We start from the raw sequence: 12963 nt of genomic DNA, 5'->3' as shown, positions 1-12963 counted from the left end.
TTCGAAATGCGAACGGCCCGGAGAGCGCTCTCCGGGCTGTTTCATTTTACGTCGGCGTGAATGACGGGCCGCGCGCCGATCACATGTGGATGGCGCGCTTCTCCACCGCCATCGCGGCTTCCTTCACCGCCTCCGAGCGGGTCGGGTGGGCGTGGCAGGTGCGGGCGAGGTCCTCGGACGAGCCGCCGAACTCCATCAGCACCGCGCATTCGTGGATCAGCTCGCCGGCCTCGACGCCGATGATGTGCACGCCGAGCACGCGGTCGGTCGTGGCATCCGCCAGCACCTTCACGAAGCCGTCGGTCTGGTTGTTCGCCTTGGCGCGACCATTGGCGAGGAAGGGGAACTTGCCGACATTGTAGGCGATGCCGGCTTCCTTCAGCTCCTCCTCGGTCTTGCCGACCGAGGAGACCTCCGGCGAGGTGTAGACCACGCCGGGGATGATGCCGTAGTCGACATGCCCCGCCTTGCCGGCCAGCAGCTCGGCGATGGCGACGCCCTCTTCCTCGGCCTTGTGCGCCAGCATCGGGCCGGCGATGGCATCGCCGATGGCGAAGATGCCCGGCACGCTGGTGCGGAAATAATGGTCGGTGACGACGCGGCCGCGCTTGTCCTTCTCGACGCCGAGCGCCTCCAGCCCGAGACCCTCGGTGTAGGGCACGCGGCCGATGGCGACGAGAACGACGTCCGCCTCCAGCGTCTCGGCGGCGCCGCCGGCGGCGGGCTCGACCGCGACCTTCAGCGTCTTGCCTGACGTGTCGATGCCGGTGACCTTCGAGCCGAGCTTGAAGCCGAAGCCCTGCTTCTCGAGGATGCGCTGGAAGGACTTGGCGATCTCGCCGTCCATGCCGGGCAGGATGCGGTCGAGGAACTCGACCACCGTTACCTCGGCGCCGAGGCGGCGCCACACGCTGCCGAGCTCGAGGCCGATGACGCCGGCGCCCACCACGATCAGCTTGCCGGGCACCTTGTCCAGTGTCAGCGCGCCGGTGGAGGAGACGACGCGCTTCTCGTCGATCTCGATGCCGGGCAGGCGGGCGACGTCGGAGCCGGTGGCGATGACGATGGCGGCGGCCTCGACGGTCTGTTTGGAGCCGTCCTCGGCGGTGACCTCGACCTTGCCGGGCGCGACGATGGTGCCGGTGCCACGATAGGGGGTGATCTTGTTCTTCTTGATGAGGAAGTCGACGCCCTTGACGTTGCCGTCGACGCCCTTGTCCTTGAAGGCCATCATCGCCTTCAGGTCCAGCTTCGGCTTGCCGACGCCGATGCCCATGTCGGCGAAGCTGTGGCCGGCCTCCTCGAACAGCTCGGAGGCGTGCAGCAGCGCCTTGGACGGGATGCAGCCGATGTTGAGGCAGGTGCCGCCGAAGGTGGCGCGCTTCTCAATGACCGCGACCTTGAGGCCCAGCTGGGCGGCGCGGATGGCGCACACATAGCCGCCGGGGCCGGTTCCGATGACGATCAGATCGTAGGACATGCTCACCTTCTCGGGCATTCGTTCTTTCGGGGGGATGGCGTCGAGGTTGTTCTGCTTGTCAGTCGTGCCGGCGCCGGGCGGGGATGCGCGGTGTCGCGCGGAGCGCGAAATTACATGCCCCGCCGTCAGGTGTCACGCTCTCAAGCGGCGCGTCGGGCGCAGGGCAGAGGCGCGAAATCGACGCGACCTTCCCGTGCGGAAGTTAAATCTTCCCATAGGTAATGTATTGATGCGACTTTAGTCTGCATTGCAACTTAAGTTCATCGCGTCACCCTAAGTAAATTTACCAAAATTACTTTACGTAGGGGAAGAAACGCGATGTGGAGTCAAGTATATAATCCATTAAATAGCATGGTTCTTTCGACGCTCGCGGCAGCCATTCCAGTGGTTGCGCTGCTCGTCATGATTGCCTCGGGAAAAGTACAGGCGCACATAGCGGCGATCATCGCGCTGATCGTTGCTATCCTGGTCTCGGTGGTCGTCTTCACCATGCCGGCCGGAATCGCGATCCGCGCCGCCCTATTCGGCGTCGTCACCGGGCTGTTCCCGATCGGCTGGATCGTCCTCAACGTCATCTTCATGTACCGGCTGACGGTCGCGACCGGCCGGTTCAAGGTGCTGGAACAGACGATCGGCGGCGTCACCGAGGATCGGCGGCTGCAATTGCTGCTCATCGCCTTTTCCTTCGGCGCCTTCTTCGAGGGCGCCTCCGGCTTCGGAACGCCGGTGGCGGTGACCGGAGCGATCCTGATGGGGCTCGGCTTCTCGCCGCTTGCCGCCTCCGGGCTCTCGCTGATCGCCAACACCGCGCCGGTCGCCTATGGCGCGCTCGGCACGCCGATCGCCGGCCTCGCCAGCGTCACCGGGCTCGATCCCTATCTGCTCGGCGCGATGGTGGGACGGCAATTGCCGATCTTCTCGCTGATCGTGCCGTTCTGGGTGGTCTGCGCGTTTGCCGGCTGGCGCGGCATGATGCAGATCTGGCCCGCTATCCTGGTCTGCGGCGTCAGCTTCGCGGTACCGCAGTTTCTCATCTCGAATTTCATCAATCCGTGGATCGTCGACATCGGCGCCTCGCTGATCTCGATGGCGGCGCTGATCGGCTTCCTGAAAATCTGGCAGCCGGCCAAGCTGTGGCTCTCGCCGGCGCTGCGCACGCATGACGATTCAGCCTCCACCATGCCCCCGCGGGTTGAGGCTCCCGTGGTGAAGCCGACCAGCAGCGAGGTGTGGGGCGCGCTGCTACCCTGGATCATCGTCTGCGTGATCCTGCTGGTCTGGGGCACCGACTGGTTCAAGAAGCTGGTGAATCCGATCTTCACCTGGAACTACCCGGTGCCCGGCCTGCATCAGATGGTCGAGAAGGTGCCGCCCGTCGTGGCGGCGCCGGCGAAGGAGGCGGCGGTCTTCGCCTTCACCTACGTGTCCTACACCGGCACCGGCATGCTGCTGGCAGCGCTTATCTTCGGCACGCTGATGGGCTTCTCGCCGCTGCGCATGATCAAGGAATACGGCAAGACCATCTGGATCCTGCGGGCCTCGCTGCTGACCATCGCAGCGATGCTGGCCATCGGCACGCTGACACGCTTCTCCGGGCTCGACGCCACGCTCGGCCTCGCCTTCGCCAGCGCCGGCGTGCTCTATCCCTTCTTCGGCACGCTGCTGGGCTGGCTCGGCGTGGCGCTGACGGGATCGGACACCGCCTCGAACGTGCTGTTCGGCGGGCTGCAGAAGATCACCGCCCAGCAGCTGGGCCTCTCGCCGATCCTGATGGGCGCGGCCAACTCCTCGGGCGGCGTGATGGGCAAGATGATCGACGCGCAGTCGATCGTCGTCGCCTCGACCGCCACCAACTGGTTCGGCCATGAAGGCTCGATCCTGCGCTTCGTGTTCTGGCACTCGATCGTGCTGGCCTGCCTCGTCGGCGTGCTGGTGATGCTGCAGGCCTATGTCTACCCCTTCACGCTGATGGTCATCCATCCGTGAGGCGGTAAGGAAAACGGCCGCGATCCGGGGATCGCGGCCGTGGCTTTCCGATATTCGTGGTCCCGGAGCGGCCTTCCGGCGTCCGGGACGACGGCAGAGTGGATCACAGGTCCAGCACGAGGCGGGTCGGGTCTTCCAGCGCTTCCTTGACGCGCACCAGGAAGGTGACCGCGCCCTTGCCGTCGACGATGCGGTGGTCGTAGCTCAGCGCCAGATACATCATCGGGCGGGCGACGATCTGACCCTTCACCACGACCGGGCGCTCCTCGATGCGGTGCATGCCGAGAATGCCGGACTGCGGCGCGTTGAGGATCGGCGTCGACATCAGCGAGCCGTAGATGCCGCCATTGGTGATGGTGAAGGTGCCGCCCTGCATGTCCTCGATGCCGAGCTTGCCGTCGCGCGCCTTGCGGCCATAGCCGGCGATCGCCTTCTCGATGCCGGCGATGGAGAGCTGGTCGGCGTCGCGCACCACCGGCACGACCAGGCCCTTATCGGTGCCGACCGCGATGCCGATGTTGTAGTAGTTCTTGTAGATGAGGTCCTGGCCGTCGATCTCGGCGTTGACTTCCGGCACGTCCTTCAGCGCCTGGATCACCGCCTTGGTGAAGAAGCCCATGAAGCCGAGCTTCACGCCATGCTTCTTCTCGAACACGTCCTTGTACTGCGCGCGCAGGCTCATCACCGCCGACATGTCGACGTCGTTGAAGGTGGTGAGCATGGCGGCGGTGTTCTGCGCGTCCTTCAACCGCCGGGCGATGGTCTGGCGCAGCTTGGTCATCTTCACCCGCTCTTCGCGGGCGGCGTCGTCTGCGCTGGAGGGCGCGCGCGCCACGACCGGGGCGGCCGGCGCCGGAGCGGGAGCCGAGACGCCGGTGGCGATGGCGGCCAGCATGTCGCCCTTGGTCACCCGGCCGTCCTTGCCGGAGCCGGCCAGCATGGCGGGGTTGATGCCGCTCTCGACGGCGAGCTTGGCCACGGCCGGGCCGTTCGAGCCGGCAGTAGCGGCGGCCGGGGCCGCGGGTGCCGGGGCGGGCTTGGGAGCCTCGGCCTTCGGGGCTTCGGCCTTGGCCGGGGCAGGTGCGGGAGCGGCGGCCTTGGCGGCGCCTCCGCCTTCGCCGATCTGGCCGAGCAGGGCGCCGACGCCGACTGTCTCGCCGTCCTTGGCGATGATCTCGGACAGCACGCCGGCGGCGGGCGCCGGCACCTCGATCGTTACCTTGTCGGTTTCGAGCTCCACGATCGGCTCATCGGCGGCGACGGCGTCGCCGGCCTTCTTGAACCACTTGCCGATGGTCGCCTCGGTGACCGATTCGCCCAGCGTCGGAACGCGGATCTCGGTAGCCATGCTCGTTCGTCCTCACCTAGTAGCCGGGCGCCTCGCGCGCCCCGGTTGAATATCAGCCCAGCGCGTCCTGCAGGAAGGCCTTGAGCTGAGCGAGATGCTTCGACATCAGCCCGGTCGCCGTCGCGGCGGAGGCCGGCCGGCCCGCATAGCGCGGGCGCGACGAGGCCGCTCCGATCTGCTCCAGCACCCATTCGAGATAGGGCTGGACGAAGGCCCAGGCGCCCTGGTTCTTCGGCTCTTCCTGGCACCACACGATCTCCGCCTGCCGGAAGCGGGAGAGCTCGTTCACCAGCGACTTGAGCGGGAACGGAAAGAGCTGCTCGACGCGCAGCAGGTAGATGTCATTGATGCCGCGGCGCTCGCGCTCCTCGAACAGGTCGTAATAGACCTTGCCCGAGCACAGCACGACGCGGCGGATCTCGGCGTCGGGCTTCAGCGTGATCGCCTCGGCGGGCTTCTCGCCGGTCATCTTCTCCGCATCGTCCCACAGCACGCGGTGGAAGCTGGTGCCGGTGCCGAACTCCGCGAGCGTCGAGACGGCGCGCTTGTGGCGCAGCAGGCTCTTCGGCGTCATCAGGATCAGCGGCTTGCGGAAGTCGCGCTTCAATTGCCGGCGCAGGATGTGGAACAGGTTCGCCGGCGTGGTGACATTGGCGACCTGCATGTTGTCCTCGGCGCACATCTGCAGGAAGCGCTCGAGGCGGGCCGAGGAATGCTCGGGACCCTGGCCCTCATAGCCGTGCGGCAGCAGGCAGACGAGGCCGGACATGCGCAGCCACTTGCGCTCGCCGGACGACAGGAACTGGTCGAAGATCACCTGCGCGCCGTTGGCGAAGTCGCCGAACTGCGCTTCCCACAGGGTCAGGGCATTCGGCTCGGAGAGCGAATACCCGTATTCGAAACCGAGCACCGCCTCTTCCGAGAGCATCGAGTTGATGACCTCGTAGCGGGCCTGCCCCTCGCGCAGATGGTTGAAGGGCGTGTAGCGGTCCTCGTTCTCCTGGTCGGTAAGCACCGAATGGCGCTGCGAGAAGGTGCCGCGCTCGCTGTCCTGGCCGGACAAGCGCACCGGATGGCCTTCGAGCAGCAGGGTCGTATAGGCGAGCGCCTCGCCGGTCGACCAGTCGATGCCGGTGCCTTCCGAGATCGACCTGGCGCGGGCGTCGAGGAAGCGCTGGATGGTGCGGTGGACGTGGAAGCCCTCCGGCACGGTGGTGATCTTGCGGCCGATGTCGCGCAGCTCGTCGAGGTCGACGCCGGTGACGCCGCGGCGTGAATCGTCCTCGTCCTCGGCGCTCTTAAGCCCCGCCCAGCGGCCGTCCAGCCAGTCGGCCTTGTTCGGCTTGTAGGCCTGGCCGGCGTCGTACTCGTTGTCGAGGCGGGCGCGCCAGTCGGCCTTCATGCGGTCGAACTCGGCGGCGTCGACGACGCCTTCCTTCTCCAGCTTGGAGAAATAGATCTCCAGCGTGCTCGGGTGCTGCTTGATCGCCTTGTACATCAGCGGCTGGGTGAAGGCAGGCTCGTCGCCTTCATTGTGGCCGAAGCGACGGTAGCAGAACATGTCGACCACCACCGGCTTGCGGAAGCGCTGGCGGAACTCGGTGGCGATCTTGGCGGCGAAGGTCACGGCCTCGGGGTCGTCGCCGTTCACGTGGAAGATCGGCGCCTCGATGGTCTTGGCGACGTCCGACGGATAGGGCGAGGAGCGTGAGAAGCGCGGATAGGTGGTGAAGCCGATCTGGTTGTTGATGATGAAGTGCACCGAGCCGCCGGTGCGGTGGCCCTTCAGGCCGGAGAGGCCGAAACACTCCGCCACCACGCCCTGGCCGGCGAAGGCGGCGTCACCATGCAGCAGCAGCGGCATGACCTGGGTGCGCTCGGTGTCGCCGAGCAGGTCCTGCTTGGCGCGCGCCTTGCCGAGCACGACCGGGTCGACGATCTCAAGATGCGAGGGGTTGGCGGTGAGCGAGAGGTGCACCTGGTTGCCGTCGAACTCGCGGTCCGAGGAGGCGCCGAGGTGGTACTTCACGTCGCCGGAGCCTTCCACCTCGTCGGGCGCCCAGGAGCCGCCCTTGAACTCGTGGAACAGCGCGCGGTGCGGCTTGCCCATCACTTGCGTCAGCACGTTGAGACGGCCGCGATGGGCCATGCCCAGCACGATCTCCTTCACGCCGAGATTGCCGCCGCGCTTGATGATCTGCTCGAGCGCCGGGATCAGGCTCTCGCCGCCATCGAGGCCGAAGCGCTTGGTGCCGGTGTAGCGCACGTCGAGGAACTTCTCGAAGCCCTCGGCCTCGATCAGCTTGTTGAGGATGGCGCGCTTGCCCTCGCGGGTGAAGCTGATCTCCTTGTCCGGACCCTCGATGCGCTCCTGGATCCAGGCCTTCTCCTCGGGCGAGGAGATGTGCATGAACTCGACGCCGAGCGTCTGGCAGTAGGTACGCTGCAGGATCGCCGTCATCTGGCGGACGGTGGCGAACTCCATGCCGAGCACGTGGTCGATGAAGATCGGCCGGTCGAGATCGGCCTCGCGGAAGCCGTAGGAGGCTGGGTCGAGCTCGGGAGCCGAGCGCACCGGCTCGAGGCCGAGCGGGTCGAGCTTGGCGTGGAAATGGCCGCGCATGCGGTAGGCGCGGATCATCATCAGCGCCTTGACGGAATCGCGGGTGGCCTGCTGCACGTCGGCGGCGGAGAGCTCGACGCCGGTCTTCTGCGCCTTCTCGGCGATCTTGGCCTTGAGCTTGTCGCCGACCGCCTTCTCGACCTCGATCCAGTGGCCGTCCATGGCCGAGACCAGCTCGCCATTGGCGTGGATCGGCCAGCCCTCCTTCTTCCAGGAAGCGCCGCGGGCGCTCTTCTCGACGTCGGCGGCGTTGTCCTTCAGCCCGGCGAAGAACACCTGCCACTCGGCGTCGACCGAGCTCGGGTCCACTTCGTAGCGGGCATAGAGGTCCTCGATCCAGGCGGCGTTGGCACCGTAGAGGAAGGAGGTGTTGAGGAAGGCTTCGTTTTGATCAGCGCGCGACATGTTCGGCTCCCGAAGACCGGCATTCGGTCCGGCGGCGACGCTTCTTGCCGAGGGAGCCGGCGACAATGCGGCGGCTTCCGCGAATGCCCGGACCATTCCAGGCGAAAGCATCGACCTCGTCTATCTAGGTCTCGTGTTCACTTCTTGAAAGCCGCGGTGTTGCGGCTTGAAACGGCACCATTGCCGAAATGCATGGCGCAACGACGACGGACAGGGCCGCCGTCCTCTGCATGGTGTCGGGATCGGTCGCTTCGGCGACGTCCGATCCCGGATAATGCCGGCGGGTATCCGCCTTGCGGAAGCGCGGCCGGCAAAAGATTGCCGGCACGGTTTCCGATACGCTAACACGCGCGATCCGCAGGGCCGCTCAGGCCCCGAGGTCCGGCGCGATCTTCTGGCACTCGGCAACGAGCTCCTGCACCGAGGCGATCGACTTGTCGAGCATGGCCCGCTCGGCCTTGTCGAGATCGATCTCCACGATGCGCTCGACGCCCTTGGCGCCGATGATCACCGGCACGCCGAGATAGAGGTCCTTGATGCCGTACTGGCCCGAGAGGTGGGCGGCGGCCGGCAGCAGGCGCTTCTTGTCGCGCAGATAGGAGGTCGCCATCTCGATCGCCGAGGCGGCGGGGGCGTAGAAGGCCGAGCCGGTCTTGAGCAGGTTGACGATCTCGCCGCCGCCCTTGCGGGTGCGCTCGACGATGGCGTCGACGCGCTCCTGCGTCGTCCACTTCATCTTGACGAGGTCCGGCAGCGGGATGCCGGCGACGCCGGAATAGCGCACCAGCGGCACCATGTCGTCGCCATGGCCGCCAAGCACGAAGGCGGTGACGTCCTCGACGGAGACGTCGAACTCGTCGGCGAGGAAGTAGCGGAAGCGGGCCGAGTCCAGCACGCCGGCCATGCCGACGACCTTGCCGGTCGGCAGGCCGGAGGCCTTCTGCAGCGCCCACACCATGGCGTCGAGCGGATTGGTGATGCAGATCACGAAGGCGTTCGGGGCATATTTGCGGATGCCAGCGCCGACCTGCTCCATGACCTTGAGATTGATGCCAAGAAGATCGGAGCGGCTCATGCCGGGCTTGCGCGGCACGCCGGCGGTGACGATCACCACGTCGGCGCCTTCGATCGCCTCATAGGCGTTGGTGCCGGACATCTTGGCGTCGAAACCGAGCACCGGCGAGGCCTCGGCGATGTCCAGGCTCTTGCCCTGCGGCACGCCTTCGACCACGTCGAACAGGACCACGTCGCCCAGTTCCTTGAGACCCGCGAGAAGGGCGAGCGTGCCGCCGATCTGACCGGCTCCGATCAGTGCAATCTTTGCTCGAGCCATTAGACTTCCTGACATTCCGTGGAGAGAGGTGCGACGGAGCGCCGCGCGGCTTCCGATAGCCCGTCTGGCCGTGCCGTTCAAGCCAAGAGCGCCCGCGCGTAACCCATTGCTGCTACGACTTTTCGTGAATGTCCTGGTATACGGAATACCTCGACTTCGGGGTGCTGCTTTCAGCCTTTCCGCTGCCGCTCGGCGAGGTCCTCCATCAGCTCGATCTGGATCGCCTGGATTTCGGCGAGGCGTTCCCACTGCCGGGTCAGCATGTGGTCGATCTTCTCGTGCAGATGCCGGATCTCGAGCTCGGCCTTGAGGTTCACCCGGTAGTCGTTCTCCGAGCGTGCGCGGTCCTTCGCCTCCTGCCGCTTCTGGCTCATCATGATGATCGGCGCCTGCAGGGCAGCTATGCAGGAGAGCACGAGGTTGAGCAGGATGAAGGGGTAGGGGTCGAAGGCCTGCTCGCTCGCCTGCCAGGCGTTGATCGTCATCCAGATGATGATGAAGACGGTGAAGGACAGGATGAAGGTCCAACTGCCGCCGAAGGTCGCGATCAGATCGGCGGCCTGCTCGCCGACGCTGCGCTTGCGGTCGAACTCGACCTCGACGTTTTGCGCGAGGGTCTCATTGGCGGCGAGGCTGTCGATGACGTCGTGCTCGATCTGGCTCAAGTCGCCCCGTTCGGCCTTCAGCGTCTCGGCGATGTAGTGGGCGCGCTCCCGGGAGAGCGCCTCGCGCGAGATCCAGGCGTCCTCCGCGAGTTCGGGATGGTGCTGATGGATGTGCGCGGCGAGCGCGGGGCCGAGCATGTTCAACTGCATGCCCTCGCGGGCCGGCAGGTGCCGCCCGGTCAGCGCGCAGGTGTGGTGCGTCGAGCTGCTGTTCTTCATCCGGCGGCTTCCATCGACGCCGGGAGGGCGCCGCTCACGTCCCTCAGATCATCAGGTCTCGACCAGGCCCGTGGTGTTGCCGGAGGCATCGGAATCCCCGCGTCCGTGAGGACGGGTAAGATAGTCGCTCGAACGCATTTCGCGCAGGCGCGAGACGGTGCGGGCCCATTCGAATGCCTCGGCGCCGTCGGTGCCACGATAGAGCGTTTCCGGCTCGTCGGCAGCCGAGGCGACCAGCTTGACGCCCTTGTCGTAGAGCTCGTCGATCAGCGTGATGAAGCGTTTGGCCTCGTTGCGCCGGTCCTGTTCCATCACCGGGATGTGCTCGATGACCAGCGTATGGTAGGCGCGGGCGAGACGCAGATAGTCGGAGGCGCCGAGCGGCGCCTCGCACAGATCGACGAAGGGGAAGCGCGCCGCGCCGCCGCCGGCGAGCGGGACGCGGATGGTCCGGCCTTGCAGCTCGATCGTCTGCGCCGCGCCGCCGTCGCGGCCGGCGATGCGCCGCCAGATCTTGTCGATCTCGCGGTCGACCTCGGCGCGGCCGTGGTCCTCGTCCTCGACATACCAGGTGCGGGCGCCGTCGAGCTTCTCCATCCGGTAGTCGGTCGGCGACTCGATCCGCACCACGTCCATGTGCTGCTGGATCATGGCGATGAAGGGCAGGAACAGCGCGCGGTTGAGGCCGCCCTTGTAGAGGTCCTCCGGCGCGACGTTCGACGTCGCCACCACCACCACGCCGGCGGCGAACAGCTTCTCGAACAGCCGACCGAGGATCATCGCATCGGCGATGTCGGTGACGTGGAACTCGTCGAAGCAGAGCAGCCAGGCCTCCTGCCCCAGCGCCGCGGCGACGATGGCGATGGGATCGCCGTCCTTGTGCCGGCCCTGCTTCATCTCGTTGCGCACGCGGTGGATGCGGGCGTGCACATCGGCCATGAACTCGTGGAAATGGGCGCGCCGCTTGCGCTTGCGCACCGCGACGGACTCGTAGAAGAGGTCGACCAGCATGGTCTTGCCGCGGCCGACCGCGCCGTGGATGTAGAGGCCGCGCAGCTTCGGCGCCTCGACCTCGCGCTTGGCGAACAGCCAGCCGAGCGCGGAGGTCTTGCGGGCGAGCCGACGCGTCGCGATGCGCTGCTCCAGCCGCGCCAGGGCTGAGACGACCTTGGCCTGTCCCGGATCGGGCATGATGTCGCCAGCCGCCATGCGGGCGACGTAACGCGCTGCCAGCACCGAGCCGCCGGCTTCCGCCGCAAGCTCCATTGAGCCGCCTCCTCGATTTGCTGCGAACGCTTAGCGGCAGGACGCAGGTGCAGCAAGGCGGATACGCCTAAGTGACGATCCCGTTTTTCCGCGGCGGTCCACGACAGGGGCAATTATAATGCGTTTACGCAAGGTAATTACCATTGGTAATCTTGTAACATTGCATTGATGCACTTTCTTGTGATTGGTGCTCCGTGAGTCCGAGGTCGCATGTTTCGCGCAGACGTCCTCTGGGGACGCCGCTCGCCCAAACGGGCGCTTATCAGGAGAGACGTGCCATGATGACATCATCGAACTCCGGGCCGTTGCTTTCCACGCGCCGGCTTCTCACCACGACCCTGGCCGTCGGCCTCATCTCAACGGCGGCCGCCTCCGCCGCGCAGGCGCGGACCGGCGGTCACGACCATCCGGCCCGTTCCACCAGCGGCCAGATGCAGGGCGCTGCCGCGCCGGCCTACGGCCCTGGTCCGGCATGGTGGGTTCCCGGCATGCAGGAAGGCCGCAACGCCGCGATGATCGACAATCAGGCGGCGGTCAACGGCGACCGCGCGATCCTGCAGGCGGAACAGCAATATCGCTGACGCCGTCACGCGCGCGGGCGGCGGGTCATCGGTCCGCCGCCTTCTCGTCTTGACGCCGCCTTACCGGCACCGCATCGTCGACCGGTCTCGCCCGGTGGTCAGGCGGTGGGGGGCTTGGATAGAGAGATGAAGCGGCGCTTTGCTGGGCGCGTCGGCCTCGGCCGGGTGGTTGCGTCTGTTGCTCTCGTGACCTTCTGCGTCCACGGCGCCGCGGCCGGCGAGGTGGCCCGGCCTTATTCGCCGGCGGCGACCGGGCCGGACAAACTCGCGCCCTCCTCGATCATCATCGACCAGGACGACCGGCTGTCGATCGCCGAATATGGGCGCATGACCGGCATGACGCCGGAAGCGGTGGTCGCGCGGTTCGGCGCGACCGGCCTCGTCCGCTGCGGCGGCGCCGTCGGAAGCGGCGCGCTGGTGAGCAGCGCCGGCGTGCTGGTCACCGCCTCGCATGTGCTCTTCGAACCGGGCGGGCGTGCGCGCGGCGAGGGGGCCTCCTGCACCTTCGAGATCGTGGTCGGTGGCCAGCGGCAGGTGGTGCCGATCCTCACCCGCAAGGTGATCTGCGGCGCGACGGAGCCCTACGTCAATCCCGCCATACGCGACTGGGCGGTGGCGCCCCTGGCCCATGCGGTCGACGACGTCCGGCCCTATCCGCTGGCGAGCGGGATCAGCGTACCCTCGCAGATCGTGCTCGCGGCGGCAGCCCGCACCGGCGGTGTGGAGAACCACTCCCTCGAACTGTGCAAGGCCCGCACGGTGACCGCGAGCAGCCCCTCCGGCGTGCGCGAGGTGGCGATGGACTGCGACGCCGAGGGGGGCACCTCCGGCGCGGCTTTCCTGACACCGCACGGTGCCTTTGCCGGCGTCTATGTGGGATTCCGCTCCGCCCACCCCGGAATCGCCGGGCCGTTCTCGATGAGCCACTACAATTTCGGCGTCACCGCCGACGGCGCCTTGCGGAAGGCGATCGCCGACGTCGCGAGCGGCGCCTCGGCCAATGCCGAGCAGCCGGTCAGCGCGCTCCAGTGACGACGACCGGCTCCGGGGGCCTGAG

9 protein-coding genes are annotated in these 12963 nt (G+C 66.8%); 3 read left to right on the top strand and 6 right to left on the bottom strand.

Features of this window, described 5'->3' with window-relative positions:
• Nucleotides 1-79: 79 nt before the first annotated feature.
• Entirely contained in the window at nucleotides 80-1480 is a 1401-nt protein-coding gene (lpdA, locus tag U742_RS0115600; RefSeq protein ID WP_029354648.1) for a dihydrolipoyl dehydrogenase, read from the bottom strand.
• A 318-nt stretch (nucleotides 1481-1798) separates the two neighbouring features.
• On the opposite strand from lpdA, the gene U742_RS0115595 reads away from it, so the two are divergent.
• The gene (locus U742_RS0115595) at nucleotides 1799-3466 is read left to right on the top strand and encodes an L-lactate permease (protein ID WP_029354646.1); all 1668 of its coding nucleotides are present in this window, start codon (nucleotides 1799-1801) and stop codon (nucleotides 3464-3466) included.
• A gap of 103 nt (nucleotides 3467-3569) precedes the next feature.
• Here U742_RS0115595 and odhB read toward each other — a convergent pair whose 3' ends face one another.
• From odhB to zapE, 5 genes are all read right to left on the bottom strand, one after another.
• The gene (gene odhB / locus U742_RS0115590) at nucleotides 3570-4814 is read right to left on the bottom strand and encodes a 2-oxoglutarate dehydrogenase complex dihydrolipoyllysine-residue succinyltransferase (protein ID WP_029354645.1); all 1245 of its coding nucleotides are present in this window, start codon (nucleotides 4812-4814) and stop codon (nucleotides 3570-3572) included.
• 52 nt (nucleotides 4815-4866) lie between these two features.
• Nucleotides 4867-7842, bottom strand: a complete 2976-nt coding sequence (locus tag U742_RS0115585) for a 2-oxoglutarate dehydrogenase E1 component (protein ID WP_029354643.1) — start codon at nucleotides 7840-7842, stop codon at nucleotides 4867-4869.
• A gap of 367 nt (nucleotides 7843-8209) precedes the next feature.
• Nucleotides 8210-9175, bottom strand: a complete 966-nt coding sequence (gene mdh / locus U742_RS0115580; RefSeq protein ID WP_029354641.1) for a malate dehydrogenase — start codon at nucleotides 9173-9175, stop codon at nucleotides 8210-8212.
• A gap of 170 nt (nucleotides 9176-9345) precedes the next feature.
• Nucleotides 9346-10059 carry a DUF1003 domain-containing protein gene (locus tag U742_RS0115575; protein ID WP_029354640.1) on the bottom strand — a complete coding sequence of 238 codons (714 nt, stop codon included), beginning with the start codon at nucleotides 10057-10059 and terminating at the stop codon, nucleotides 9346-9348.
• Nucleotides 10060-10110: 51 nt separating this feature from the next.
• Entirely contained in the window at nucleotides 10111-11325 is a 1215-nt protein-coding gene (gene zapE, locus U742_RS0115570; RefSeq protein ID WP_051661228.1) for a cell division protein ZapE, read from the bottom strand.
• Between the two features lie 278 nt (nucleotides 11326-11603).
• Between zapE and U742_RS0115565 the strand changes: the two genes are divergently transcribed.
• Together U742_RS0115565 and U742_RS0115560 are read left to right on the top strand one after the other, a co-directional pair.
• Complete coding sequence (locus tag U742_RS0115565) at nucleotides 11604-11906, top strand: hypothetical protein (RefSeq protein WP_156034240.1); 303 nt, start codon at nucleotides 11604-11606, stop codon at nucleotides 11904-11906.
• A gap of 126 nt (nucleotides 11907-12032) precedes the next feature.
• Nucleotides 12033-12938: a trypsin-like peptidase domain-containing protein gene (locus tag U742_RS0115560; RefSeq protein WP_029354632.1), complete on the top strand. Its 906-nt coding sequence runs from the start codon at nucleotides 12033-12035 to the stop codon at nucleotides 12936-12938.
• Nucleotides 12939-12963 lie beyond the last annotated feature (25 nt).

Source organism: Allobosea sp. 117 (genome assembly GCF_000702305.1).
Lineage (GTDB): Bacteria > Pseudomonadota > Alphaproteobacteria > Rhizobiales > Xanthobacteraceae > Ancylobacter.
Note: the sequence above shows the minus strand (reverse complement) of the source record. Positions and strands in the feature narration are given on the sequence as shown.